The organism is Holdemania sp. Marseille-P2844, assembly GCF_900120005.1.
GTDB lineage: Bacteria > Bacillota_I > Bacilli_A > Erysipelotrichales > Erysipelotrichaceae > Holdemania.
The window spans coordinates 303,646-328,012 of sequence record NZ_LT635448.1; the positions used below are offsets into that span (position 1 = coordinate 303,646).

The window sequence follows — 24,367 nt, forward strand, 5'->3', positions numbered from 1 at the left end:
AAGAAATGCTGGAACAATTAAAAAAGGAAGTTTATGAAGCAAATTTGCTTTTGCCGAAATATCAGCTGATTACCTTTACCTGGGGAAACGTCAGCGGCATTGACAGAGAACGCGGGTTGATTGTGATCAAACCCAGCGGCGTCGACTATCAGTCGATGCAGGCGGAGGATATGGTCGTCTGCGATTGGCAGGGTAAGGTGGTCGAAGGCCGATACAAACCGAGCAGCGATCTGATGACGCATCTTGAATTATATCGGCACTTCACGACGATCGGCGGCGTTGTGCATACTCATTCGCAGAATGCGACGGCGTGGTGTCAGGCGGGGAAAGCAATCCCCGCGCTGGGGACAACGCATGGTGATTATTTCTATGGGCCGATTCCATGCACCCGCCTGATGAGCGAGGCGGAAATCCGTTCGGATTATGAGCTGAATACTGGAAAAGTGATTGTGGAAACTTTTGAAACGCAGCAGCTTGACGCTGCACAGATGCCGGGCGTTCTTGTTCAAAGCCATGGCCCGTTTACCTGGGGAGAAAGTCCGGGCGACGCTGTTCATAACGCAGTGGTTCTGGAAGAACTGGCAGAGATGGCTTGGAAAACCCGGCTGATTAATTCCGAGGTTTCTTCGATGCAGCAGACGCTTCTTGACAAACATTATCTGCGCAAGCATGGACCAGGAGCTTATTATGGACAGAAATAAACCGTATCTGTTGGGAATGTACGAAAAGAGTATGCCGGCAGATCTGTCCTGGAAAGAAAAACTGGAAAACTGCCGGGCTTTTGGTTTTGACTGGCTTGAGATCAGCATTGATGAAACAGAGGCGAAATTAAGCCGTTTGGATTGGACGCCAGGCGAGCGTCAGGCGTTGATCAAAACGATGCAGGCGTGCGGTGTTCCGATTTCTACAATGTGCTTGTCAGGCCATCGCAAATACCCGTTAGGCTCGCTGAATCCAAAAGATCATCGGCGTTCGCTGGAAATTATGGAAAAAGCAATCGACCTTGCTTCCGACTTGGGTATCCGGCTGATCCAGCTGGCAGGCTATGACGTTTATTATGAGGAAGGCTCTGATCAAACTCGCCGCGAATTTATCAGGAATCTGCGCACGGCGGTCGGCATGGCGGCGAAAAAAGGCGTAATCCTAGGCTTTGAAACTATGGAAACACCGTTTATGGATACAGTGGAAAAAGCCATGGACTATGTTCAGCTTATCGACAGCCCTTATCTGGGAATCTATCCTGATATAGGAAATTTGACCAATGCTTCCCTGCTGTATCATGTTCCCGTCTGGAAGGATATTGAAAAAGGAAAAGGACATTTGTTTGCGGCGCACCTGAAAGAGACCCGTCCGGGAGTTTATCGGGAAGTACCTTTTGGGACCGGACATACGAACTACCCGGAAGATCTGCGGAAACTGAAAGAGCTTGGGGTCCGGATGTTCACAGGCGAATTCTGGCATACCGCGCAAAATCCTGATTATCCGGAAATTTGCCGGCAAGCCGCGTGTTTTCTGCGCCGTCAGCTGGATGAAGTGTTCCATGATTAAATTGATTGTCTGTGATCTGGACGGTACACTTCTTAACGACAGGAAACAGCTGGACAGTCAGATTCTTGAAGTGCTGGACGCTTTGCGAAAGAAGCATATTCTTTTTACTTTGGCCACCGGCAGGAATGAAGCGATTGTCAGGGATTATGTCGATCAGCTGGGCATTGAAATTCCTTATGCTGCGGATAACGGCGCCAATCTATATTGCCGCCATCGGTTATTGCAAAGTGAAAGCCTACAAAAAAAGGATTCAGAGTGGATCCTCACGCGGCTGATGGAAGAAGGGATTCCGTTTACTTTTTTTGATCAGCAATGCGGTTACAGCTTTTCCAGTTCAAAAAAGCTGAATGAAATCCGCGGTTTATTTTCAGGACGGTTAAAACTGAAACAGGTCAGAGAAAACGCGGTGTTTGCGGATGGGGATATTTATAAATTGACACTGGATTCGGCGGGATATCCACTTATTGAAAATCTGGTCCGGGAAGTAACAGAAAAATGTCCGAAGATTGCTTTTAAGCGGTCGGAAGATTCGTTGTATACGATAACGGCGGCAGGAACAAGCAAGGGGCAAGCGCTGAAAAGCATTGCCGGAGCGCTGAAGATCGAACTTTGCGATGTTTTGAGCATCGGCGATAATTTCAACGATATCGCCATGTTTGAAATCAGCGGACACAGTGTGGCGATGGGCAACAGTGATTCTCTGGTAAAGCAAAGCGCTGATGAAGTTACGCTATCCCATAATGAAAATGGCGTCAGTCAGTATCTGATCAAAAAACTATTAAATTCAAAGGAGGAATTATGGACGAGTTAATCAATCATGCCAAACATATTCGTCAGAATATCGTAAGGCAGGTGTATTTCGCAAAAAGCGGACATCCGGGCGGCAGCCTGAGCAGCGCTGATCTTCTGACCGCGCTGTATTTCAAAGTGATGGATATCAACGAACAGAATGTGAATTCGATAGACCGCGACCGGTTTGTCCTGAGCAAGGGCCATGCCTCGCCGCTGCTTTATGCGGTTCTGGCGGAAAAAGGATTGATTGATGATGCGGAATTAAACGGTTTCCGCACCTTGAATTCCAAATTGCAGGGACATCCGAATATGAACTATGTACCCGGGGTGGATATGTCGACCGGTTCGCTGGGTCAGGGGATATCCTGTGCTGTGGGCATGGCGCTGGCGAATAAACTGGATCAGAACGAACATCGTATTTATGTTCTGATCGGTGACGGTGAATCGGAAGAAGGTCAGGTCTGGGAAGCCTGCATGGCTGCCGCGCATTATCAGCTGGATAATTTATGCGTGATTTTAGACTATAACCATCTTCAGATTGACGGTGATCTTCAAGAAGTCATCAGTCCGGAACCATTTCAACCCAAGTTTGCGGCTTTTGGATTTCATACACTGGAGATCAACGGGCATTGCATGACGGAAATTCTGACAGCGTTGGACAAAGCGAAAACCTTGAAAGGCAAACCAACGGTCATTATCGCTCATACTGTAAAAGGCAAAGGTGTTTCGTTTATGGAAAAGAAAGCGGCCTGGCATGGGACCGCGCCTGATGCCGCGCAATACAGTCAGGCAATGCAGGAATTAGGAGGTAAAACAGAATGAATACCGCAACCCGGGAAGCTTATGGCCGTGCGCTCGCAGAACTGATTGTTGAAAAAAAGGATATCGTGGTGCTGGATGCGGATTTAACGAAATCGACAAAGACGATTGAGGCGAAGAAAGCGTGTCCTCAGCGGCATTTTAATATGGGCATTGCGGAAGGAAACATGATGTCGGTCGCGGCCGGTCTGGCGGCCAGCCGCAAGGTTGTCTATGCTTCCAGTTTTGCCATGTTTGCGGCAGGCAGGGCTTTTGAACAAATTCGCAACAGTATTTGTTATCCGAATCTGAATGTAAAAATCTGCGCCACGCATGCAGGCATCAGTGTCGGCGAAGACGGCGCTTCGCATCAGGCGATTGAAGATCTGGCCTTGATGCGTGCTTTGCCGAACATGAAGGTTTTCCAGCCTTGCGACGCCCGTGAAACCGAAGCTGTGATCAAAGCTGTTTATCATCTTGATGGTCCTTGTTATGTGCGGCTGGGCAGGCTGGCGGTCGAAGATGTTTACGACGACAGCTATCAATTTGAATATGGGAAGGGCATCGTATTGAGAAAAGGTGTGAAGACGGCAATTCTTTGCAGCGGACTGATGGTTCAGGAAAGTCTGAAAGCTGTCTCGAAGATGACTGAGATCACGCCGACGGTAATCAATCTGCCTACGATTAAACCGATAGATGAAGCGTTGATTATCGAAACCGCAAGGTCACATGAAGTGATCGTAACGGTTGAGGAGCACAGCGTCATCGGCGGGTTGGGCAGCGCCGTAGCCGAGGTGCTTTCGCCGCTGGGACTTCCTTGCCGGCATTATCGTTTGGGAATGCAGGATGTTTTTGGACGCAGCGGAACACCTGCGGCTCTGCTTGACTATTACGGATTGGACGCCCGGCACATTCAGGCTTTTGTAGAAAACGTATCTCGTTAGTGTTTTTTCTTTGAAATCAATCAATTTCAATCCCATGATTTCCAGGCATCATGGGATTTTTACAAGAATAAAAAAGCATCGGCGTTCCTGATGCTTTTTTATCAAAAAGGTATTTATCCAGCTTACTCGTCTAAGATCGGCGTCAGCGATTCATTCCAGACAAACTGACTGGCAACAGTATAGACGTTTGTTCCCGGCACATGATATTTCGCATCCGGATAATCCTTGTAAGCAATGATATTGCCCATGCCGTTGGAGAACGTGCCGGCATTATACAGCTGCGATCCATCATAGCCCAACTGCTCTAACAGGCAGATCGTGTACGCCGCTTCCACCCCGGCGGTGGAGATGAAGACGATCGGCTGATCCTGAGGAAACAGGTCGCGGACAAGACTTTCCGATTCTTCATAATTAGGGAAGAAGCTGCCGACGTCACCCATCTGCGCAATCACCTTGCCGCTGTCATCCCGAACTTTCGTCATCCGATATAAGACGTTGTCCTCGCGCTGATAATCAACCAGTACGCCGTAAAACGGAATGTTGACAAACCCGGCGACAGAGCCTTCCTCAGCCAGCTGCGCTGGGGAACGCAAGTCAAAGTAGAGCACGTCATCAAGAAACAGGTAGTCGTCCAAATTGGTGGGGCTGATCGGCGAATCGCTCATCAGCGCACTTTGAGGATTGGATTTTTCGGGCAGTGCGGAGGGCGTGGGCGTCTCTGACGGCACGGGCGGCGTTTGCGGTTTTGCGGCGCATCCGCTTATCCATAAAAGACAGAGTCCTGCAAGTAAAATTTTATATTTCATTTTATTCACCTCGTTGAATTTCAAATTCGACAGTTTCCGGAAGCGGAAGGGACGTCAGGCGGCGTTGTTCCATGCCTTCGCTGACGGTGAGCTTTAAATGCTCTTCGGCCGGCTCACACCAGGCATAATCAATGCCAAGCTGCGCTTTGTCTTCAAACCGGCGGATCATCGCGCGGCGCTGGAGGGGGTCTTCTATATTATAAAGGACAGTGCTCAAAACATCCAGCGTTCCCGCCTGATCAGCAGCGCTCAACGTTACGCTGCGCAGCCAGTTTTCGCTGTATCCGGTGCGGGGATTGAGAATGTGATGGCGGCGAATCTGTTGATCGCCGTTTTGGATCAGAAAATAATTCTGGTCGTCGGCTGACGTTGAAACGACGCCCTGACGCAAGGTGAAGGCATAGAGCAGCGAAGCCTGACCGGAGGGATCGCGCACGCCGATCTTCCAGGCGTATGGCGCATCTTCCGGTGACCAGGCGATGATGGAACTGCTTCCGGCGTCCAGCAGAAAGGGGGTGTTCAACGGCTTCAGAGCGGCGGCCAGCTGATCAAGAATGTAGCCCTTGGCCATCGCCCCCAGACTGATTTCAAGCGCTTCTGAGCACGCCCCCGGTTCAAAGCGGACGGTCATCGCCTGAAAATCCAGCTGAATCACTTCACTCAGTTTGCCAGCTTCAGGCAGACAGCCGACGATTGCGCTGAGTGCTTCGGGATTCGGATCGGTATTCTCGGTGGGAAACGGCGCGAATTTGGGTTCCCACAATTCGCTCAGCGCTCCCAGCAGGGGATGGAACAAACCGTCGCTCAGCTGCGATAATTCGATTGCGCTTGTGAGCATTGCGGCAAGTTCAGGTTCGATCGGAATCGTTTCGCCGGGATGGTCATTGATATAAGCGACGTTGTGCAGCAGATTTCCCTGATCGTCGAGATAGCTGTGATGGGAGTCTGCCAGTTTGTGCCATTGGGGTAATTGAGCTTCGACGATCGCCGTCGCTTCCTTTAGCGTTTTCGGATCTGTCATGGTCAGCTGGATTGTCGTATTGAGCGGAAGAACGAGATTTCCCTCGCTGTCCGTTAAAACGTCAAAATAATTTGTGAAAGTTTTTTCTTCGGCGTTTTCAACGGAAACGTCTTTCTGACACCCTGAAAACAGGCTTAAACAAAGGAAAATTATTGAAAAAGAAAGTAATTTCTGAAAAAAATTCAAGATTTGAACCTCCTTGACCGGAGCTCTGTGAAAGGATGTAACAACTTCCCCAGTTGTTTTCCACAGGCCGAGTTGTTATAATAATAGCATATTAAAGTGTCTTACGCACAGTGATTATCCAAAGTGAAAAAGCAGCGTTCATCCAGGACTGCTTTTCGTCTGTGCACGGTGCCGGGAACATCGTCAGGACGCTTTAATACTGTTTCAGGGAGTTTATAAAACAAGGAGGGAATTCATGAAAAAAGTTTGGGCAATTCTTCTGTCCTCTCTGATGGTGCTGACGTTAACAGCTTGCGGCAACAGCGGCAGCGGAACGCAGAAGCCAACTCAGGGAACTGAGGGCGGTTCATCCACCCCATGTACAGCGGAGGGTGAAATCACGCTTGACAGCATTAACGAGTATCTGAACACAAGCGCCGACATGGGCGAAGGTTCGATGGCAAACGTCGTTGCGGTCGTACCGATCAGCCATATCAATGGTCCGCGTGAAGAAACCGATTTCTATGCCTTCGTCAATTTCAAGTATAAGGCGAGAAATTACATCAAGTATCAGATCACGTATTTGTCCTGCACCTGCCGCTCGGCGGATGTCAATTACTGGATGACAGCGTATGTTGAACTGACATTGCCGGAAAGCAAGAAGCTGGACGACGCGCAGGTTCGTTTCCTGTCGTTTGACCGCGACAGCGCCGATAAGTACACGGCGGGTTTCTGGGGCGACAGCAATCCGACCCCGGCGGGAGCGACTTACGACATGTTCAAGGCGGAATACATCCCGTATTTCATCGACAAGGACTATGCTTACATTAAGACGCTGAGCACGGTCGACGATATCGCAGCGGAAGATTACACTGCCGGCGAAGGCCGCGAAGGGCTGACGCTGGATACGTTTACCGGGTCTTCGGTTTCATCCAACAACATCATCAGAATGCTGAACGCGCTGATGGAATATCACGGCACTGACGATTATTTCAGCGCTGAATAAAAAAGGGAAAGAGGAAAAATCCAATGAAAAAGTTATTTGCGATCGCTCTGTCTGTTCTGCTTCTGGCCGGCTGCGCTTCCGCACCGCAGGAATGCCCGCCATGCGCAACTCCGGACGCGGCTGAACCAACGACGGCTGCTCCGGCACCGCTGCCTGAACCACGCGATACGACGAAGACCTACAAGCCTTCCAAGGATGCGGCGGATGAAGCCTGCACTGCGGAAGTCTGGGCTACCGGCTGCTCCAGCATCAACGTTGACAATCTGACGGAATACCTGAACCGCGACGATGTTCTGTACATCGACCTGCGCGATTACAACGACTATGCGAAAAAGCATCTGAGAAACTTTGAAGTTATTCCGTACTTTGCGCTGATTTTTGACGAAGCCGCAGGCACGGAAGGCAAGCCGCAGCTGTATGGCGGAACGCTGGAAGAACCAGTCGCTACGTATGAAGAATCCGCAGCGCTGTTAGAAGCCATGTTCCCGAAGGATAAGACAATCTTCTTAATGTGCCAGTCCGGCGGACGTGTCGCACAGATGATGAAGCTGATGAATTCCTTAGGCTACGACATGAGCAAGATCTACAATGTCGGCGGCATGGGCCAGTTCACAGATTCCAAGTTTGCTCCATATACGACGGACAACGCGGAAATCGTTCTGGAAGCGACCTATTCGTTTGAAGGTTTGACACCGGCTACGAAATAAGCACTTTTTAAACGCAAGGAAGCAGCGCCGAATTCAGCGCTGCTTTTTTTGCGCCGTTTTTACCAATTCTGGTCGACTGTGCCCGTTGTGTACGCCGCTCCAACAATGGTATAATAACAATGTTTTTATAACCCGCCGGCCGCATGGAAACAGGCCGGTTTATTAACAAATACAGAGGAAAACAACGATAGTCTTGATCAGAAGAGGATCTGATTCCAAGGCAGATTCCAGCATGTTTTCCAAGATCCGGCACGCTGGGGCCGGGCGTTTTGACCGTTGTGATGAGCGGTGAAACGTGGAAGCTTCAAAAAAGAAGGAGGAAATCATCTCATGATGACTGTCGAACAATGCTATACTCAGCTCGGCGGCGATTACGCGGATATTACTCGGCGGATGGGAACGGACGAACGGGTGATAAAATTTCTGGGTATGCTTTTGCGGGACAACTCGTTTGAACAGCTGAAAACGGCGCTGGAAAAGGAAGACTATGGGACGGCCTTCCGTGCGGCGCATACTCTGAAGGGAGTGCTGCTGAATTTAAGCCTGACGTCCCAGGCCAAGGTGATCAGCGAATTAACGGAGGTTCTGCGTCCGCAGCAGGCGAATGACCAGATCGGACCGCTGTTTGAAAAAGCGAAGGCTGCCTACGCGGAACTGACGATGGGGATTGAAGCGCTGTTGGGAAAGAATGAATAATGATGAAAGCTCGCGATAAAGTATTGATCGTTGATGATTCTGATATCAACCGGTTGCTGCTGGCCGATATGCTGGCGCAGGATTACGAGTTGTTGGAAGCGGCGAACGGATTGGAAGCCGTCACGATCATGAGTCAGCAATACAATGAAATTTCATTGGTCTTGTTAGACATCGTGATGCCGATGATGGATGGCTTCGAGGTGCTGGCTTCCATGAATAAGGCCGGGTATATTGATCATATCCCGGTGATTATGATTTCTGCGGAAACCTCCTCCGCTTATATTGATCATGCCTACGATCTGGGAGCGGCGGAATATATCAGCCGGCCGTTTGACGAGAAAACGGTCAAGCGGCGTGTGAAGAATACTATAATGCTGTATGCCAAACAGAAGTATCTGGAAAACATGGTTACTGAGCAGCTGCTGGAAAAAGAAAAAAACAATCTGGTGATGGTTGAAATATTAAGTCATATCGTCGAGTTTCGAAATGGCGAAAGCGGACTGCACGTCATGCATATCCGCGTCATTACGGAAGCACTGCTGAAACAGCTGTGTCGGATGACGGAACGCTACAACCTTACCACGGAACAGATTGCGATGATCTCCAATGCTTCCGCATTGCACGACATCGGGAAAATTTCAATTCCCGAGTCAATCCTGAACAAACCGGGGAAACTGACGCCTCAGGAATACGCTGTAATCAAAACCCACAGTGCGATCGGTGCGGAAATGCTGGAAAAAATCCACTATTTTGAAACGGAAAAGCTTGTGCAGGTGGCCCGGGATATTTGCCGGTGGCATCATGAACGGTATGACGGCCGCGGTTATCCGGACGGACTGAAGGGGGAAGAAATTCCGATTTCTGCTCAGGTTGTTTCCCTGGCGGATGTCTACGACGCTCTGGTCAGCGTCCGTGTATACAAAGCGGCTTATACGCATGAAGAAGCGATGCAGATGATTTTCAACGGGGAATGCGGCACCTTTAATCCTTTGTTGCTGGAATGTCTGAAGGAAGCCGGCCCGACATTAAAGAAGGAGCTGAAAATTCGCTCGCTTTCCGGCGCCTCCCGGATTGAGCTGCAGGATATGGCGCGGAATCTGATTCAAAGCGGCAACGCCTCCAACCGAACTCTGGCATTGCTGGAACAGGAACGGACGAAATATCAGTTCTTTGCTTCGATGTCCAAGGAAATTCAATTTGAATATAATTTCCACTCCGATTTGTTAAGCATCTCCGAATGGGGTTCAGCCCAGTTGGGCATCAACGAAGTGATCATGCATCCGCTGAAGGATTCGCAGATTCTCAATTTGTTCGACAGCGCAGATTTTAATGATTTCCTGACAAAGATTCGCACGGCAGAGCCGGAGAATCCCATTCTCAGCGGCACTTATCCGTTAAACATTAAGGGTGTTTCACGGTGGTTTAAGGTTGTTGCGCGGCCATTATGGGTGATGGAGGAATCTTCAGAGCTCACCGGGGTGATCGGTAAATTCATTGACGTGCATGATGAACAGATAGAACTGGATCAGCTGAAGCAGATGGCAAAAATTGATTCCCTGACGGGGTTGTACAACCGGGCTTACGCGAAGCGGGCACTGGATACGATCTTGAACACCGGGGGCCATGCGAGTCAGAATTTTGCGCTGCTGGTCTTCGATATCGACTTTTTCAAGAGCGCGAATGATGAATACGGCCACCTGTTCGGTGATCAGGTGCTGGCCAACATCGCCCGCCGGATACAGGCGAACGTGCGCAAATCGGATATTTCTGCCCGGATCGGCGGAGATGAGTTTCTGATCTTTATGGAATACAAGGATCATCTGGAACAGATGATTGAACGGATCTTTCAGGCGCTCAATGGGAGCTATCAGGGCTATGATATTACGGTCAGTATGGGCGTCGCCTGTTTTCCGCAGGACGGACTGGATTATCTGACGTTGTTCCATCATGCCGATCAGGCGCTGTACGCCGCAAAACGCCGCGGCCGCCGGCAGTATTGTCTGTATGAGAGTTCGATGCAGGATTTATTGACCGGGGTATCGGCTGAGGCTTAAGCGAGGGGCCAGAGGAATATCAGGATCCCGGCCGGATATCCGAATAGTCAAAGAATGAAAAAGAGCGGTTTTCTCAAACGACCGCTTTTTTTATCAGCGTTCTTTTAGTCAGGCAGGGCTTGAAAATAAAAAAGGAAGCCGCGCTTCCTGTTGAAGAATGAGAATTAATCTTTGATATTTAACAGTTTGCGATAAGCTCCGGAGGTCATGCCGGCGTCGATGAAATTGCCGACGCTGATTGCGATGAAGGGAAACAAAACGACGCAGTTGACGTCATATTCGCCATACAGGCCGTTCAGCATGAGCATCAGACTGACGCCGAAGATGATCAACGAAACGCCTACCACAATTTTTCGCGTGAACGTTTTCTGATACCGCTCGTAATCCGCCTGAAGATCGCAGATCAGCTCCCCGCTTAAATGGAAGTTCTGCTTTTCGATCTTTTCAATCTCCTGATAATCCATTCCGTTTTTGACCAGCAACCCGACGCCGATCGCGATAAAGAACATCATGATCGCCACGCCCAGATCATTGTCAATCGCGATTACCGGCATGACTCCGCACAGGATAAAACCGACGCCGACGCTGATCCAGCGGGAAAAGCGCTGGTTGAGATCCAGATAGCGTTCTACCGTGTCGCGGTCTGTGGTGTAGGCGAAGCGTCCGATCAGGGAATCCTCTTCATGGATATCGTCCGGCAGCGTGACCGTGGAACGGGTTTCTTCCATCCAAGCCTGTTCTTCTTCTTCCAGCGGTTTAAAAGACGCCGGCTGTTGCCGGGTTTCCTTCATCAGTTCATCCAGAGAAATCCCCAGCAGGTCGCTGAGCTGGATCAGCTTCTCGACTTCCGGATAGCCTTGTCCGCTTTCCCATTTGGACACCGCCTGACGGGAAACGTTGAGTTCAAAAGCCAGCTGTTCCTGAGAAAAACCAACTTCTTTTCTTCTTTTTTGAAGTTTTTGCGCAAAATTCATGCGTGCTCACCAACCTTACATTGTTGCCTTCATTGTATTCGAAAATGAACAGGAAATCTACCAAGTTGTGTTTGCGTTTGCGGGCAACTTTAAGTTGCGGGCTTAAAAGCAAGGAAAACAGCGGCAAATTTGCCATATTTTCTCCCTTTGAAAATTTCTGTCTGGACAAAAGGTTCGGTTGTTTTACAATGAGGGGGTAGAGAGCGGGGGTTTTTCCATGGAGAGTTTAATTTTGTCCCTCAACGTCGTGCTGCCGTTGTTATTTCTGATCTTGGTGGGGCAGGGTGTGCGGCGGTTGAAATTGTGCGATGAACGGACGTTAAAACAAATGAATCAGCTGGTTTTTAAATTATTTCTGCCCTGTACCTTGTTTAATAATATCTTATCGACAGATTTGAAAACGGTGCTGCAGCCGCAGTTATTGATGTATGCGGCGGTCTGCGTCTTGATCGCCTGCGGTGCGGGCTGGCTGGTCATGCCGCGGATTACAGCCGATCCGCGCAAACAGGGCGTCATGATCATGAATACGTACCGGAGTAATGCCGTGTTGTTCGGCATGCCGATCGTGCAGCTGATCTATGGGGATTCGCAGTTAGGCGTCATGTCGATGTTGATCGCAGTGATTGTCCCTTTATTTAATATTCTGTCAGTGATTGTATTGGAATCCTTCCGTGGGGGGAAAGCGCGCTTATCCAGACTGGTTGGAGGGATTGTGACCAATCCGCTGATCATCGCGTCAGCGCTGGGGTTACTTTGCTTGTTTTCCGGGGTTCATCTGTGGAAGCCGATCGCGTCGGTGATCGGTGATATGGGCAAGGTATCCACGCCGCTGGCGTTGATTATTCTGGGAGCGGGCTTCCAGCCGGAACACGTCGCTGACAATCAGAAAGAACTGATCGCCTCGGTTTCCGCCCGGCTGATCTGGACGCCGCTGGCGGCGCTGGGCTGCGCGGTGCTGCTGGGGATTCGCGGAGTGGCGTTAGTCAGTCTGCTGGCGATTTTTGCCTCGCCCAATGCGGTGTCTTCCTATTCGATGGCCGAAGGAATGGGCAGCGACAGCGAACTGGCGAGTCAGGGCTTATTGTTAAGTACCGTGTTCTGCATCCCGACGATCTTTCTGTGGATTTTCTGTTTCAGTCAGTGCGGCTGGATTTAACGCGGGGAGGGAACCATTATGCGTATTTGTTTTCAGACCGATCCCCGGTTTTGTCCGGATCTTCAGCTTGAGCATCAGCGGGTGCTTGCCACAGTCCCGGCTGCCGCTTGGAAGCTAAGATTGTGGGGACTCCCCTTTAACTCTCAGGAAAGCAAATTAAAAATATTGTCCGCAGCTTTAAGACTCTTATTCAGTGTCTGGGGCTGGCTTGGCATTTTTATACAAAGAAGCAGGCGGTATAAAGTGTTATGGAAAGAAATGATACCTCCCAGAGTGATTTGGTTATTTACCTTGTCTGCTTAAGAGGGTTCATATCAGAAAGCTTTGTACTCCCTGCCTTTTTATCTTGACTGAGTTTGGAAAAGAAGCGGGTTCAGAGTGGTTCAGTCTATGCTCCAAATTTTATGGAGCAGGCTGTCTTCGCATCGGATGTCAGATATGCCCCTGTGACAGCGGGGGAAAACCCGATTCTCCGCGTCCTCCACTGCCGTTAAGCTTGTTTTTGTCGTTTTATCCCCTTACCGATCAGTTTATTGACAAAAAAGGTGGAAAAGAAAAAATCATCCGTGTTTCGGAATCCTTTTTCACATTCTTATTCAGGAAACGTTGACATAAAGCGCGGAGTTCGACTATAATGACACTGTTCATCGGAGGGGAAATCACAAATGTGGTTTGCTGGATAAGATGGCTGACTGAAACGTCAGTGTCTTATCCTTTTTTGATTGATGGGAGGTTTTAGGATGAGAGCAGAATTTACGAGCGGCAAAATTTTAGCGCCGTTGATGAAATTTACCGTACCGATCATGATCGCGCTGATCCTGCAGGCGCTCTATGGCGCGGTCGACTTGTTAGTCGTCGGCCAGTTCGCTTCGCCGGAGGCGGTCTCGGCCGTCGCGACAGGCAGTCAGGTCATGCACTCGATGATGGTGATCATCACCGGACTGGCAATGGGCATCACCGTGCTGATCGGTCAGCAGTTCGGCCGGGGTGAACCGGAAAAAGTAGGGCAGACAGTGGAAAGCGGCGTCTTTCTGTTCGGCTGTCTGGCGATCATCCTGACCGCTGTCATGTTGGCCGCGACGCCGGTATTGGTTACGTTAATGCAGGCGCCGGCTGAAGCGGTCGCGTTTACGAATCAATATGTTCTGATCTGTTCCGGAGGAATTCTGTTTATTGCCGCCTACAATACGCTGGGCAGTATCTTCCGCGGTTTGGGCGATGCACGCACGCCGTTGTTAGCGGTGGCGATTGCCTGTGCTGCGAATATCGTGCTCGATCTGTTGTTCGTCGCGGGCTTTAAAATGGGAGCGGCCGGTGCGGCGCTGGCAACGGTGATGGCACAGGCGGCCAGTGTGGTTTTGTCGCTCGCTGTGGTTGCACGTCAGGGTCTGCCGTTTCCGTTTTCATGGCGGCGGATCCGGTTTCATGGAGAAACTGTTAAAGAAATCGTCAAGCTGGGCGCACCGGTCGCGCTGCAGGATCTGTTAGTCAGCATTTCTTTTTTGGCGATCACGGCGATTGTGAATCAGCTGGGCGTCATTGCTTCGGCCGGGGTCGGCGTCGCGGAGAAGGTCTGCACATTTATCCTGTTGGTGCCTTCGGCTTATGCGCAATCCATTTCCGCTTATGTCGCGCAGAACATCGGCGCGAACCAGCCGCAGCGGGCAAAACGGGGAATGGTTTACGGAATCGCTACTTCATTGTTATTCGGTGTCTTCATGAGTTATTTTGCGTTTTTCCACGGCAATCTGCTTTCCGGATTATTTGCCCGTGATCCGCAGGTTATTCTGGCGGCTGCGGATTATTTAAAAGCCTATGCGATCGACACGCTGCTGGTGTCGTTTATGTTCTGCTTCGTCGGTTATTTCAACGGCTGCGGCAAGACGACCTTCGTCATGTTTCAGGGATTGATCGGCGCGTTCTGCGTGCGAATTCCCGTTTCCTATCTGGCAAGTAAACTGGTTCCGGTCACCTTGTTCAAGATCGGTCTGGCCACGCCGTGTTCCACCTTTGTTCAGATCATCCTGTGCGTCCTTTATTTTCTCTGGCTGGGGCGGAAAGAAAAAATGAGTTTGAAACAAGCGGAAGTCAGATAAAACTGAAAGAATTAAAGTATAAAGTCTGACTGCGCTGCAAACATAAGTCAGACTGCGGATAGATCTTACGTTCAACTGTTAAAAAAATGAAGCTTTCCGCAAGCCGCAAGCTTCATTTTTTTGTTATTCATTTCTTTATGGATGGCAGACGGGAAGTCCGGGACTTTCTCTCTGATCGAGAAGAGCCGGGTTAGCACGTTCAGCCGTTATATTTATAATCCAATAATTTTTCGGATTGAGTGATGATTTTTTCATAATGCTCGAAATCCGTCTTATACAAATTTAAGTAGATCATATCTAAAAGACAAAGTTGGGAACACCGCAGCGTCATTGCGTTAAGGCGGGTATTCGTTTCATAATTCACCGTTTTCAACACGATATCCGAGTAACCATGAAGCCGGTTCTTCTGGATTCGCGTCATTGAAATCACTGTCACGTTCTGATGGCCGGCAATCCGCGCAGCTTTTAAAATCTCCGGCGTTTCTCCTGATTCCGAGATCAAAAACAAAACATCCTGCGGCCCAAATTGACTCAGCATCGAAAAAATGATATGCGAATTGGCGCTGCAAAAAGAATCCAGACCCATTTTCAGCCACTGATTGGAAATGTACTCGGCGAATAAATTCGAGTTGCCAAACCCGAAAACAATGATTTTTCGCGCTTTTCTTAATGCGGAAACCGTCTGATCAATGACTTGCGGCGGGTTGAATTCAAGAGTCAGCTGCGCCATTTTCTGATACTGCTGGATGATCTTCTGATTGGTCGACGAAGTTCCCTCGTTGACGACAATTTCCTCTTTCACTTTTTCTTCCGTGAGTGAAGTCGACAGGTCTTCCAACAATTCCCGAAAACTGCGGTAGCCTAATTTTTTAGAAAACCGGATGATCGTGGACTGGCCGATATTCAGCCTGTCCGCAAGCTGATACGACGTAAAACTGCGGGCTTCCAGCGAATGATTCTGAAAGAAATCCGCAATGATTTTTTCGGTCTGCGTTAATTCATTCCGAACTTGTTTTAATTTTTCCTGATACATGAAATCACCTCGGTTGTATAAATCTATTATACATAACCTGGAAAAAAATAACAATTCAAAATTTCGCAAATGACTTGGCAAGTCATAACAAAATAATTTATTTTAAAATTAATGACTTAATTTTGTTGACAAAAAACAACGTTTTCTTCTATGATCTGGTTAGATTCATTCCTGTTTCTTGCGCAAGGTGATGGAATAAGAATTGATGCGAAAGATCGCAAGGAGGAGCGTTTTATGACCTTATTTCAAGCTCTGCTGATCGCCTTATTCGGCTATCTTTCTTCCAATTATTCACCCTGGTGTTTCGGCCAGCTGGGCGGCTGGTATACAATGGGGCGTCCGCTGGTTTCCGGCTTGATCATCGGCATTATTTTAGGGGACGTACGGACAGGAATCCTGATGGGTGCGGCTGTTCAGACGTTGTATATCGGTTTGGTCACACCCGGATTGTCGATGCCGGCGGATCTGAATTTTGCGGCATATATGGGAATCCCGCTGGCGATGGCGGCGGGCGCATCGACGGAATATGCATTGAGCCTGTCGGTGCCGCTAAGCTTTCTTGGTGTTTCCTTAGTCTATGTCGTGGCTTCGGTCAACGTCTGCTGGGTGCGCAAACAGGAACAATGGATTGAACAGGGAAAGATTAAAAAAGCGGCGAATGCCCCGGTTTATGCCTCGATATCTCAGTTTATCGCCCGTTTTGTTCCGATTTTTCTGGCCTGTTATTTCGGGCAGGATTTCATTATTTCCGTGGTTGAAGCAATTCCGGCGTGGCTGGGCGATACGTTTGTGATCTTCGGCAAGATGCTGCCGGCGGTCGGCTTTGCGATGCTGCTGCGGTTTGTGCTGAACAAGAATGTGGAACTGGCTTATTTCTTCGTCGGCTTTATCATGATTGCCGTGCTGAAAATGCCGATTGTGGCCGCGACGATGATCGCTTGTTTCCTGGCTTATCTGGATATCCGTTACACGGCGAAGAAAACGAACGAACTGGAGGTGGAAGTCGATGAGTAACCCTTTGAAAAAACTAACAAAGCGTGATTTATTTCATGCCTACGCATACTGGATGATGTTCGCGCTGGCCGCACAGAATATGGAACGCATGGAAGCACCGGCGTTTGCCGGGATGATGGGCAAGGTCGCGGACAAGCTGTATGACGATCCTGAAGAACAGAAGGCCCTGATGCTGCGGCATACGCAGTTCTACAACAGTCAGCCGATGGTCGGCGTGATGATCAACGGTATCGCGCTGGGGATGGAGGAACAGCGGGCCGGTGGGGAAAATGTGCCGGATGAATTGATTTCATCCACGAAGACAGCCTTGATGGGACCCTTTGCGGGCGTCGGCGATTCCTTGTTTATCGGGACTTTGATTCCCATTTTGCTGAGTATCGGTTTGGGCTTGGTGGGAGAGCAGGGCAGCCTGGCGGGACCGTTGTTTTATATCGTCGCCTGGCTGGGGATCATGCTTCCGTTTACCTGGCTGACCTTCCGGTTTGGCTACCGATCGGGCATCACCGCCATCCACACGCTGTTTGAAAGCGGAATGAAGGACGTCGCGGTCCGCTTTGCCAACATTGTCGGACTGATCATCGTCGGCTGCATCAGCGCGCAATATGTCAGCGTGAAAATCGGCTGGACGTATGTCTCCGGCGAGATGACGATGAGTATTCAGAGCGTGCTGGATGGAATTCTGCCGGGGCTGCTTCCGCTGCTCTTGACATTGGGGGCCTGGGCATTGATGGAGAAAAAGCATTGGAAAATGGGAAGGGTCTTCGTTCTGATCTTTGCGATGGCCCTGATTGGCCGGTTCTTCGGTATCCTGGCGTGAGTGATTATGCGAAAGGAACTGATTGAACAACTGCGCGGCGGATTGGTCGTTTCCTGCCAGGCGTTTGATTACGAACCCTTTTACGGCGCAGAAATGATGGTGAAAATGGCGGTTTCCGCCAAGCTGGGCGGCGCGGCTGCCATCCGGGCAAGCTGGCCGGAAAACATTCGTGCGATCAAAAAGGAAGTGGATCTGCCGATTTTCGGGATCAACAAAATCATGCCCAAGGTCTATGATAAGCTGCACGATGTGATCATTACGCCGACGCTGGCATCAGCCCGGGCTGTCATGGAAGCCGGCGCGGATATTGTGGCCGTCGACTGCACGCTGCGCCAGGGGCGCACGCCGGAAGCGATCCAGGCGTTATTGGAGGAATATAAAGCCGGGCTGAATGTGCTGATCATGGCGGAAATCAGCACTGCGGAGGAAGGCCGAATTGCCGCGGCGGGCGGCGCGGATATTTTATCAACGACCATCGCCGGATATACGCCTTATTCACGCCATCTGGAGGAGCCGGATTACCGACTGATAGAAGAACTGATCGAAACGACGCCGCTGCCCATCAATGCCGAAGGCCGTTTTTATCAGCCGGAACAGGTTGTCCGGGCTTTAAAACTCGGCGCGTGGACGGTCACCGTCGGCAGCGCGATTACCCGTCCCCATTGCATCACGCGAACGTTTACTCAGGCGATCGACCGTTTCAAAACGCAGGAAAAAGGGGCAGGATAAAAACTGGAATAAATTATTCATAAAATATTGCAAAATATGAATAAAAAGTTTACAATGAGAGCAGAAAGTGGAGGAATTGAAAATGACCAACAAAGTATTCCCAACGGTTCGTCATCTGGTTGACCAAGTCGAAGAAACGCAGCAGGAAAACATCGAAGCTGCCGCGCAGATGGTTGCAAAGTGCATCATGGACGGCGGTATTATTCAGGCCTGGGGCGGCGGCCATTCAATGGCCGGTGCAATGGAAGTCGCGCATCGCGCCGGTGGATTCATTCCGACCAAGAAAATTGTGGAGCCATCCAACAATGCGTATGAGACGGTGGAAAGAGCCGGTGAAATCTTTATGAAAAAAGTCGACGTGCGGCCGGGCGACGTCGTGTTTATCATCTCGAATTCAGGCCGCAACCCGCTGTGCATGGATATCGCGCTGGGCTGCAAGAAAAAGGGGGCGAAGCTGATCGCGATCACCGCGCTGGAGGCTTCTTCTCATCTGACTCCAAAGCATTCCTGCGGGAAAAACCTGTATGAAATTTCCGACGTCGTGCTGGACAACTGCACGCCGGAAGGGGATTCCTGCATTGATCTGGAAGGCTTTGACGGCAAGATCTGCGGCATGTCGATGATCACTACCTCGGTTCTGGTGCAGGCGGTAACCTATCGCGCTGCGGAAATCCTGATCGAAAAGGGGATCACCCCGCCGATCTACAAATCGCAGAATATCGACGGCGGCCGCGAATTCAACGAAGCGCTGGAAGCGGAGTACATCGACCGGTTGTACCGGATTTAAGCAAGAATAAGAGAAAGCATTCTGAATTTCAGGGTGCTTTTTTTAAAGCTTTGCGGCGATAGGAATTGGGAATGTTGAGCCGTTTGCGGACATCGGCGATCCGCCTGCGGGAAAGGATCAGACCTTCATTTTGAAAACGCTGCGCCAGCTGTTCGTCATCCAGCGGTGAATCCGGGTTTTCTTCTTCAATCCATCGTTTCAGCTGCGCTGCGATTTCACTGCGGCTGACGTTGTGCAGCGGCTTGCACAACAGATCGGAAAAAGGCCGGATCAATCCGTGATATTCGTAGTATTTATGAGCGCAGGCGCGGGACACGGTAGACACATGGAGTCCGGTTTCTTCCGCTACCTCTTTCAGCCGGCAGACCGCCAGCGGCGCCTCGCTCATTAAATGATTTCGCTGGCGGCGGACAAGACTTTGAAAGACCAGCTGCATCGTGAGATTGCGCTGGTCGATCTGATCCAATGTCAGCCGGGCTTCTTTTAAGTATTGCTTAAGCGGGGGACTGAGCGGTCCGGCGGGAATGTCGAGGCTGACCTGCGGCGTCAGCGGGGTGATCGTGAATTCATCGTCGGCAAGAGTAAGCAGGACGTCGGCCTGCACGCAGGAATTTTCAGTCTGACCCAGCTGGCAGGGATAAAGTTGGCAGGTGCGGATGATTTCAAGCTGGCGGTTCAGTTCCGTTTCCGTGATATTCAATTTTCGGCAGAGCGCGTTTGTGCGGTGTGTGCTCAGCTCTGCTGCTCCTTCGTTCAACACGCGTAAAGCTGTCGTTTCATTCCGGGATTTTAACTGGCAGCGGATAAAATCAAGACTGTCGCGGCAGCCGACACCGAACGGTTCCAGCTGTTGAATTACTTCCAGTGCCGCCGCGATGTCCTCCATCGGAAAACCGGGCGCCGGCTGGGCGGGATCGTAGAAACCATGATCATCCAGCGCTTCGATGATGTACTCCGCGGCGTCGATGCGGCAGCGCCAGCGGCCGGTATGCAGCTGAGTCAGCAGGTCCGCGCGCAGATCAGACTCCGGCTGGGCCTGAGCAAACAGCACTTCATCCGCGACGGTGTGCAGAAACGGATTGACGGCGATCAGCGAGCGCAGCTCGGCGGCCAGCTCCTGTCGGTTTTTTGTTAGGATTTCGATAAAACGACCGCGGGCAGGCGAGAAGGCCTGACGTTGCCGCTGGGCCTGATGCAGGCGCAGACTTTGCTTGTTTTTCATACGATGCTTCTCCTGCTTTCAGTGTAGTCTAATCTGCAAATTCTGGCAACCGCTTTCATTAACAATGCGAAAAATTGACAAACCCTTGAAAATAAAGGAATTGTAAAAATTATTGATTGAATTTACAATGGACTGGAAGAGGAGCAGAGTCATGGAAAATAAAACAAAGCGTCAGCTCTATGAAAGGATCGAAGCGCAGATGACGGGCCGGTCTGTCCGCGGACTCGATCTTGAACTGTTCTGTGCCCGAAGCTTAGCGGAGAAGCTGGACATCTCCCGCAATCTTGCGTCCCAATACCTTAACGAATTGTTTTATGAGGGGAAGCTGATTAAAATCGGGGCGCACCCCACCTGTTTTTTAGCGCGCAGTGCATTGGAGAACGACGGTTTTGCCAGCGTCTATGACAACGCCGAAGATTTATGGAATCAGGCGGATCAGCTGCAGGAGAAACGCTCGGTATTCTCCGATCTGATCGGCGGCAACGGCAGCCTGCACTACGCAATCGAGCAATGCAAGGCGGCGATGAATTATCCTGGCAGCGGACTGGCAGTTTTGCTTCATGGGCCGACCGGCAGCGGTAAGAGCCTACTGGCCGCGAAGCTGTATGACTATTGCGTACAGCGCGGGCTGATCGGCAGCGAAGGAAGGCTGATCACGGTCAACTGCGCGGAATATTCGGACAATCCGGATTTCTTTCTGACCAGCTTGTTCGGCTATGTTAAAGGTGCGTACACCGGGGCGGAAAAGGACAGCGAGGGACTTCTGGCACTGGCGGACAAAGGCATGTTATTTTTGGATGAAATCCACAGCCTGACGCCGGAATGCCAGGAAAAGTTGTTTTTGTTTATGGATAAGGGCGTCTATCACCGGGTCGGCGATAATCAGAAATGGCTTGCCAGCACGGTGCGCTTCGTGTTTGCGACGACGGAAAACCCGGATCAGGCGTTGTTGAAAACGCTGTTCCGCCGAATTCCGATCGTGATCCAGATTCCTTCACTGAAAGAACGGCCGCTGACGGAAAAGCGCGAACTGATCCGCCATATTCTTGAAACCGAACAGACCAAGTTTAAAATGCCGGTGCGGATCAGCGAATCAGCCTATCGCCTGTTGGAGCAGCATGAATTCCGCCACAACATCGGCGAGCTGAAAAACGATATTCAGGTCGGCATGGCCGGTGCGTACATGAAGGCGATCAAAAACGCCAGTCCGACGCTCGACCTGCACATCAGTGATCTGCCTTCCGGACTGGTTCGCAATCCATTACGGAATCCGTTAATGGATCAAGGCAGTGTGAGCCGGCTGCTTCCACTCGGCGAGCTGCTGCCGCGGGGCAGCGGGGAAAGCCGGTACCTGTTGTTTTATCAGGCCGCGATGCAGAATTATGAGCGTTTCCAGAAGCATGAGCTGTCGCTCGACACGTTTCTGGCCACGACGACGCTGCAGCTGGAACAATACGTCGATTTCCTGTTTTTCAACAATGAGAATTTCAGCTCGCCGCAGGAGGAGATCGTCCAGAGCCTGTTGGCGAATATCAACCGGCTGCTGAACAAGAAATACGGAATGTCCGAGCTGTCCAACAATGAAATTAAGATCCTGGCCCGCTACTTCACCGATCTGCTTCAGAATGAGCCGATCAGCGCCGTGGAGCTGCGCCGCCGCGGCCGCAGCATCAGCGATTTCCAGGAAACGTTAAAAACGGTCAATCCCAAGCTGGTTTCGATTGCCAACGAAATCCTGCCGTTGCTGCAAACCGGTCTGAATCTGCCGTTGGGCGCATTTGAGGAAATCACGACAACGTTGTTTTTTCTCTACTTTAACCGGGGATACCAGCCGGCGCCGATTCCGGTCGTCATCATGGCGCATGGGTATTCGATTGCCAGCGGGATCGCGGAGCTGGCGAATCAGCTGCTGCACCAGAATATCTTCACGGCGATCGACATGCCGGTTGAAAGTCATTTTGAAACGATCACCAACAAGCTTAAACAGTATTTGAGCGAAATCCGGAATTGTCACGAGATCATCGTCATGGTTGATATGGGCTCCCTGGAAGGCATTCAGAAATATATCGATCAGACTGCCGATCTGGATATCGGCATCATCAACAATGTCACGACCAAGCTGGCCCTGGACGTCGGCGCGATGATCATGGAAGGGGATTCGCTGGAAAATATTCTTGAACAGGCCAAGCAGCGCTCACTGCCGAATTACGTGATCATTAAGAACCGCGTCCGTCCCAAAGCGATTCTGACAGTTTGTTCCTCCGGCATTGGGATCGCGGGCAAGATTGCCGCGCTGGTGGAAAACAGCTTCCCGAAAAAAATGGATCTGACGGTCATTCCGATCGCTGCCGATACGCTTCAGCACCGTCAGGCGTCAGGGATTTTTGATAAGTACAATGTTATTCTGATTCTTGGCACGCTGAATCTGAAACCGCAGGGTATTCCGTTTATCTCGATCGAAGATATCATCAATCAAAGCGACAGCTGGGCGCTTAAAGAAAAGCTGGGAATGTTGATGAACGACGAGGAGCTGACGGTATTTACGCAGAACATGGTGCGCAACTTCTCCCTCGATAATCTGATCGACTATCTGACGATTCTCAATCCGGAGAAAATTATCGTGTATGTCGAGGAAATCCTCGAACAGATACAAAAACGGCTGGAATTCACGTTGTCCAACAACATCCTGATCGGTCTTTATCTGCATATCAGCTGTCTGATCGAGCGGCTGATCATCGACAAGCGCTTCGTCTACTATCTCAACCTGGAGAAATTTGAAGCCGAGCACGCCGATTTCATCGCGATGATCCGGGAGGTGTTCGGCCGCGTGTGCCGGGCGTATAACGTCGTCATTCCCACGGCGGAGATCGGTTATCTTTACAATTATATCGTGCAGGGGAAATCTGTCGAAAAACAGGTTGAATGTGTCGAAGAATCCAAATCGGAACTGATGGAAAGCGTCGGATTTACCGAATAACCGGAGAAAAACAAGGAAAAACGAAGAAAAAATAATGAATTTTAAGAAAGTTGCATAAAAAAACGCGCAAAAGCAGAACTTGGCGCGTTTTTTGCTGATAAGAGGGTGAAGAAACGAGGTGAAGCGGATGCGGAAGGTGATACTGACTTCCCATGGTCATTTGGCAGAAGGCATGCAAAGCGCGGTCAATATGATTCTGGGGTGTCAGGCTGATCTTGAAGTGTATGACCTGGATCATTATGACGAACCGGATATGATTCTGGAACGGGTGCGGAAAAGGGTGGAAGAACAGCCTAACGATGAATTTATCATTCTGACCGATATCAACAACGGCAGCGTTCATCATCAGATGATGCAGCTCTGCCTCTGTCCCAATGTGTACGTCCAAACGGGGATGTGCCTGTCGATGGTCCTGGAAATTCTGCTGGCCAGTCCGCAGGCGGGGATTGAGGAAACGGTAAAGCACGCCGTGGAATCGACGAAGGAAAACATGCTCGGATTCAATTTCAGATCCATCAGAGAGATGAAGGAGGATGAATTATGGTAATTCTGATGCGGATCGACGAACGAATGCTTCATGGACAGGTGGCGCTGACCTGGGTCAACGAGGTCCATCCGGAAGCGATTCTGATCGCCAATGACGAAGCGGCGGAAAACGACATGGCCAAACTGGCCTTCAAAATGGCGAAGCCTGATGGGGTGAAGCTGGCGATCAAATCGATTGACGACGGAGCGAAGCTGCTGAATCATCCGCACGCTCAGAAAATCCGGATCTTTGTTATCGTCAGGACGCTGGCCGACGCTGTGCGGTTAATCCGGCAGACAGAGGAAATCCACCGTGTGAATATCGGCGGAATCCGCAAGCGTGAAAACAGCCGTTCATTCAGCTCCGGTATCTTCTTAACGGAGGAGGATCTGGTGAATCTCAGGGAACTGCATGAAAAAGTGGATTATCTGGAATTCCGGATGATTCCCAATGAGCCTAAAGTCGATTATGAGAAGTTACTGAAATAAGAGGAGGGAAA

24 protein-coding genes are annotated in these 24,367 nt (G+C 50.3%); 19 read left to right on the forward strand and 5 right to left on the reverse strand.

The annotated features are described in order from the left end of the window. Positions 1–5 precede the first annotated feature (5 nt). From araD to BQ7364_RS02340, 5 genes are read left to right on the forward strand one after another with little or no spacing between them, the layout of a single operon-like run. Complete coding sequence (gene araD, locus BQ7364_RS02320) at positions 6–701, forward strand: L-ribulose-5-phosphate 4-epimerase (protein ID WP_072683210.1); 696 nt, start codon at positions 6–8, stop codon at positions 699–701. Continuing rightward, entirely contained in the window at positions 688–1,548 is an 861-nt protein-coding gene (locus tag BQ7364_RS02325) for an L-ribulose-5-phosphate 3-epimerase (protein ID WP_229100689.1), read from the forward strand. The genes araD and BQ7364_RS02325 overlap by 14 nt, the downstream gene beginning before the upstream one ends. After that, a complete protein-coding gene (locus BQ7364_RS02330; protein ID WP_072683212.1) occupies positions 1,541–2,359 on the forward strand; it encodes an HAD family hydrolase in 819 nt (272 codons plus the stop codon). Before BQ7364_RS02325 ends, BQ7364_RS02330 begins: the two co-directional genes overlap by 8 nt. Beyond that, complete coding sequence (locus tag BQ7364_RS02335; protein ID WP_072683213.1) at positions 2,347–3,162, forward strand: transketolase; 816 nt, start codon at positions 2,347–2,349, stop codon at positions 3,160–3,162. Before BQ7364_RS02330 ends, BQ7364_RS02335 begins: the two co-directional genes overlap by 13 nt. Continuing rightward, positions 3,159–4,082 (forward strand): transketolase family protein, encoded by a 924-nt coding sequence (locus BQ7364_RS02340; RefSeq protein WP_072683214.1) that lies wholly within the window; start codon positions 3,159–3,161, stop codon positions 4,080–4,082. The genes BQ7364_RS02335 and BQ7364_RS02340 overlap by 4 nt, the downstream gene beginning before the upstream one ends. 122 nt (positions 4,083–4,204) lie before the next feature. Here the strand turns inward: BQ7364_RS02340 and BQ7364_RS02345 are convergent, their stop codons facing one another. Then, positions 4,205–4,888 (reverse strand): flagellar basal body L-ring protein FlgH, encoded by a 684-nt coding sequence (locus tag BQ7364_RS02345; RefSeq protein ID WP_072683215.1) that lies wholly within the window; start codon positions 4,886–4,888, stop codon positions 4,205–4,207. 1 nt (position 4,889) lies between these two features. Next, positions 4,890–6,095, reverse strand: coding sequence for an FAD:protein FMN transferase (locus BQ7364_RS02350; protein WP_072683216.1), 1,206 nt, complete (start codon positions 6,093–6,095; stop codon positions 4,890–4,892). A gap of 235 nt (positions 6,096–6,330) precedes the next feature. Here BQ7364_RS02350 and BQ7364_RS02355 point away from each other — a divergent pair, with 235 nt between their 5' ends. The 4 genes from BQ7364_RS02355 (at position 6,331) to BQ7364_RS02370 (ending at position 10,537) form a co-directional block, all read left to right on the forward strand. Next, a complete protein-coding gene (locus BQ7364_RS02355; protein WP_072683217.1) occupies positions 6,331–7,080 on the forward strand; it encodes an LptM family lipoprotein in 750 nt (249 codons plus the stop codon). A gap of 23 nt (positions 7,081–7,103) precedes the next feature. Then, positions 7,104–7,787 carry a rhodanese-like domain-containing protein gene (locus BQ7364_RS02360; RefSeq protein ID WP_072683218.1) on the forward strand — a complete coding sequence of 228 codons (684 nt, stop codon included), beginning with the start codon at positions 7,104–7,106 and terminating at the stop codon, positions 7,785–7,787. 330 nt (positions 7,788–8,117) lie between these two features. Further along, positions 8,118–8,483: an Hpt domain-containing protein gene (locus BQ7364_RS02365; protein WP_200798746.1), complete on the forward strand. Its 366-nt coding sequence runs from the start codon at positions 8,118–8,120 to the stop codon at positions 8,481–8,483. After that, positions 8,483–10,537 carry a bifunctional diguanylate cyclase/phosphohydrolase gene (locus tag BQ7364_RS02370; RefSeq protein WP_234973137.1) on the forward strand — a complete coding sequence of 685 codons (2,055 nt, stop codon included), beginning with the start codon at positions 8,483–8,485 and terminating at the stop codon, positions 10,535–10,537. Before BQ7364_RS02365 ends, BQ7364_RS02370 begins: the two co-directional genes overlap by 1 nt. Positions 10,538–10,701: 164 nt before the next feature. Here BQ7364_RS02370 and BQ7364_RS02375 read toward each other — a convergent pair whose 3' ends face one another. Beyond that, the gene (locus BQ7364_RS02375) at positions 10,702–11,511 is read right to left on the reverse strand and encodes a helix-turn-helix domain-containing protein (RefSeq protein WP_072683219.1); all 810 of its coding nucleotides are present in this window, start codon (positions 11,509–11,511) and stop codon (positions 10,702–10,704) included. 217 nt (positions 11,512–11,728) lie between these two features. On the opposite strand from BQ7364_RS02375, the gene BQ7364_RS02380 reads away from it, so the two are divergent. The 3 genes from BQ7364_RS02380 to BQ7364_RS02390 all read left to right on the forward strand — a co-directional run bounded on the left by BQ7364_RS02380 (position 11,729) and on the right by BQ7364_RS02390 (position 14,763). Then, positions 11,729–12,667 (forward strand): AEC family transporter, encoded by a 939-nt coding sequence (locus tag BQ7364_RS02380; RefSeq protein WP_072683220.1) that lies wholly within the window; start codon positions 11,729–11,731, stop codon positions 12,665–12,667. Between the two features lie 18 nt (positions 12,668–12,685). Then, positions 12,686–12,970 (forward strand): hypothetical protein, encoded by a 285-nt coding sequence (locus tag BQ7364_RS02385; RefSeq protein WP_072683221.1) that lies wholly within the window; start codon positions 12,686–12,688, stop codon positions 12,968–12,970. A gap of 437 nt (positions 12,971–13,407) precedes the next feature. Then, positions 13,408–14,763, forward strand: coding sequence for an MATE family efflux transporter (locus BQ7364_RS02390; RefSeq protein WP_072683222.1), 1,356 nt, complete (start codon positions 13,408–13,410; stop codon positions 14,761–14,763). 199 nt (positions 14,764–14,962) lie between these two features. Here BQ7364_RS02390 and BQ7364_RS02395 read toward each other — a convergent pair whose 3' ends face one another. Next, positions 14,963–15,796 (reverse strand): MurR/RpiR family transcriptional regulator, encoded by an 834-nt coding sequence (locus BQ7364_RS02395; protein ID WP_072683223.1) that lies wholly within the window; start codon positions 15,794–15,796, stop codon positions 14,963–14,965. A 234-nt stretch (positions 15,797–16,030) separates the two neighbouring features. Here BQ7364_RS02395 and BQ7364_RS02400 point away from each other — a divergent pair, with 234 nt between their 5' ends. From BQ7364_RS02400 to BQ7364_RS02415, 4 genes are all read left to right on the forward strand, one after another. Next, a complete protein-coding gene (locus tag BQ7364_RS02400; protein WP_072683224.1) occupies positions 16,031–16,810 on the forward strand; it encodes a PTS mannose/fructose/sorbose/N-acetylgalactosamine transporter subunit IIC in 780 nt (259 codons plus the stop codon). Then, positions 16,803–17,627 (forward strand): PTS system mannose/fructose/sorbose family transporter subunit IID, encoded by an 825-nt coding sequence (locus tag BQ7364_RS02405; protein ID WP_072683225.1) that lies wholly within the window; start codon positions 16,803–16,805, stop codon positions 17,625–17,627. Before BQ7364_RS02400 ends, BQ7364_RS02405 begins: the two co-directional genes overlap by 8 nt. 6 nt (positions 17,628–17,633) lie before the next feature. Continuing rightward, on the forward strand, positions 17,634–18,356 hold the full coding sequence (locus BQ7364_RS02410; RefSeq protein ID WP_083538388.1) for an N-acetylmannosamine-6-phosphate 2-epimerase: 723 nt from the start codon (positions 17,634–17,636) through the stop codon (positions 18,354–18,356). 82 nt (positions 18,357–18,438) lie between these two features. After that, positions 18,439–19,143, forward strand: a complete 705-nt coding sequence (locus BQ7364_RS02415) for a sugar isomerase domain-containing protein (RefSeq protein ID WP_072683226.1) — start codon at positions 18,439–18,441, stop codon at positions 19,141–19,143. A 28-nt stretch (positions 19,144–19,171) separates the two neighbouring features. Here BQ7364_RS02415 and BQ7364_RS02420 read toward each other — a convergent pair whose 3' ends face one another. Continuing rightward, a complete protein-coding gene (locus BQ7364_RS02420) occupies positions 19,172–20,365 on the reverse strand; it encodes an RNA polymerase factor sigma-54 (protein WP_072683227.1) in 1,194 nt (397 codons plus the stop codon). A 151-nt stretch (positions 20,366–20,516) separates the two neighbouring features. Here BQ7364_RS02420 and BQ7364_RS02425 point away from each other — a divergent pair, with 151 nt between their 5' ends. The 3 genes from BQ7364_RS02425 (at position 20,517) to BQ7364_RS02435 (ending at position 24,356) form a co-directional block, all read left to right on the forward strand. Then, positions 20,517–23,342, forward strand: a complete 2,826-nt coding sequence (locus BQ7364_RS02425; protein WP_072683228.1) for a sigma 54-interacting transcriptional regulator — start codon at positions 20,517–20,519, stop codon at positions 23,340–23,342. Between the two features lie 127 nt (positions 23,343–23,469). Next, the gene (locus tag BQ7364_RS02430; RefSeq protein ID WP_006058017.1) at positions 23,470–23,889 is read left to right on the forward strand and encodes a PTS sugar transporter subunit IIA; all 420 of its coding nucleotides are present in this window, start codon (positions 23,470–23,472) and stop codon (positions 23,887–23,889) included. Beyond that, positions 23,883–24,356, forward strand: a complete 474-nt coding sequence (locus BQ7364_RS02435; RefSeq protein WP_072683229.1) for a PTS sugar transporter subunit IIB — start codon at positions 23,883–23,885, stop codon at positions 24,354–24,356. The genes BQ7364_RS02430 and BQ7364_RS02435 overlap by 7 nt, the downstream gene beginning before the upstream one ends. Positions 24,357–24,367: the final 11 nt, after the last annotated feature.

What these genes read in the sequence shown, in the direction of transcription:
- araD (WP_072683210.1), top strand. Translation starts at nt 6, where the DNA reads ATGCTGGAACAATTAAAAAAGGAAGTTTATGAAGCAAATTTGCTTTTG.
- BQ7364_RS02325 (WP_229100689.1), top strand. Translation starts at nt 688, where the DNA reads ATGGACAGAAATAAACCGTATCTGTTGGGAATGTACGAAAAGAGTATG.
- BQ7364_RS02330 (WP_072683212.1), top strand. Translation starts at nt 1,541, where the DNA reads ATGATTAAATTGATTGTCTGTGATCTGGACGGTACACTTCTTAACGAC.
- BQ7364_RS02335 (WP_072683213.1), top strand. Translation starts at nt 2,347, where the DNA reads ATGGACGAGTTAATCAATCATGCCAAACATATTCGTCAGAATATCGTA.
- BQ7364_RS02340 (WP_072683214.1), top strand. Translation starts at nt 3,159, where the DNA reads ATGAATACCGCAACCCGGGAAGCTTATGGCCGTGCGCTCGCAGAACTG.
- BQ7364_RS02345 (WP_072683215.1), bottom strand. Translation starts at nt 4,888, where the DNA reads ATGAAATATAAAATTTTACTTGCAGGACTCTGTCTTTTATGGATAAGC.
- BQ7364_RS02355 (WP_072683217.1), top strand. Translation starts at nt 6,331, where the DNA reads ATGAAAAAAGTTTGGGCAATTCTTCTGTCCTCTCTGATGGTGCTGACG.
- BQ7364_RS02360 (WP_072683218.1), top strand. Translation starts at nt 7,104, where the DNA reads ATGAAAAAGTTATTTGCGATCGCTCTGTCTGTTCTGCTTCTGGCCGGC.
- BQ7364_RS02365 (WP_200798746.1), top strand. Translation starts at nt 8,118, where the DNA reads ATGATGACTGTCGAACAATGCTATACTCAGCTCGGCGGCGATTACGCG.
- BQ7364_RS02370 (WP_234973137.1), top strand. Translation starts at nt 8,483, where the DNA reads ATGATGAAAGCTCGCGATAAAGTATTGATCGTTGATGATTCTGATATC.
- BQ7364_RS02375 (WP_072683219.1), bottom strand. Translation starts at nt 11,511, where the DNA reads ATGAATTTTGCGCAAAAACTTCAAAAAAGAAGAAAAGAAGTTGGTTTT.
- BQ7364_RS02380 (WP_072683220.1), top strand. Translation starts at nt 11,729, where the DNA reads ATGGAGAGTTTAATTTTGTCCCTCAACGTCGTGCTGCCGTTGTTATTT.
- BQ7364_RS02385 (WP_072683221.1), top strand. Translation starts at nt 12,686, where the DNA reads ATGCGTATTTGTTTTCAGACCGATCCCCGGTTTTGTCCGGATCTTCAG.
- BQ7364_RS02390 (WP_072683222.1), top strand. Translation starts at nt 13,408, where the DNA reads ATGAGAGCAGAATTTACGAGCGGCAAAATTTTAGCGCCGTTGATGAAA.
- BQ7364_RS02395 (WP_072683223.1), bottom strand. Translation starts at nt 15,796, where the DNA reads ATGTATCAGGAAAAATTAAAACAAGTTCGGAATGAATTAACGCAGACC.
- BQ7364_RS02400 (WP_072683224.1), top strand. Translation starts at nt 16,031, where the DNA reads ATGACCTTATTTCAAGCTCTGCTGATCGCCTTATTCGGCTATCTTTCT.
- BQ7364_RS02405 (WP_072683225.1), top strand. Translation starts at nt 16,803, where the DNA reads ATGAGTAACCCTTTGAAAAAACTAACAAAGCGTGATTTATTTCATGCC.
- BQ7364_RS02410 (WP_083538388.1), top strand. Translation starts at nt 17,634, where the DNA reads ATGCGAAAGGAACTGATTGAACAACTGCGCGGCGGATTGGTCGTTTCC.
- BQ7364_RS02415 (WP_072683226.1), top strand. Translation starts at nt 18,439, where the DNA reads ATGACCAACAAAGTATTCCCAACGGTTCGTCATCTGGTTGACCAAGTC.
- BQ7364_RS02420 (WP_072683227.1), bottom strand. Translation starts at nt 20,365, where the DNA reads ATGAAAAACAAGCAAAGTCTGCGCCTGCATCAGGCCCAGCGGCAACGT.
- BQ7364_RS02425 (WP_072683228.1), top strand. Translation starts at nt 20,517, where the DNA reads ATGGAAAATAAAACAAAGCGTCAGCTCTATGAAAGGATCGAAGCGCAG.
- BQ7364_RS02430 (WP_006058017.1), top strand. Translation starts at nt 23,470, where the DNA reads ATGCGGAAGGTGATACTGACTTCCCATGGTCATTTGGCAGAAGGCATG.
- BQ7364_RS02435 (WP_072683229.1), top strand. Translation starts at nt 23,883, where the DNA reads ATGGTAATTCTGATGCGGATCGACGAACGAATGCTTCATGGACAGGTG.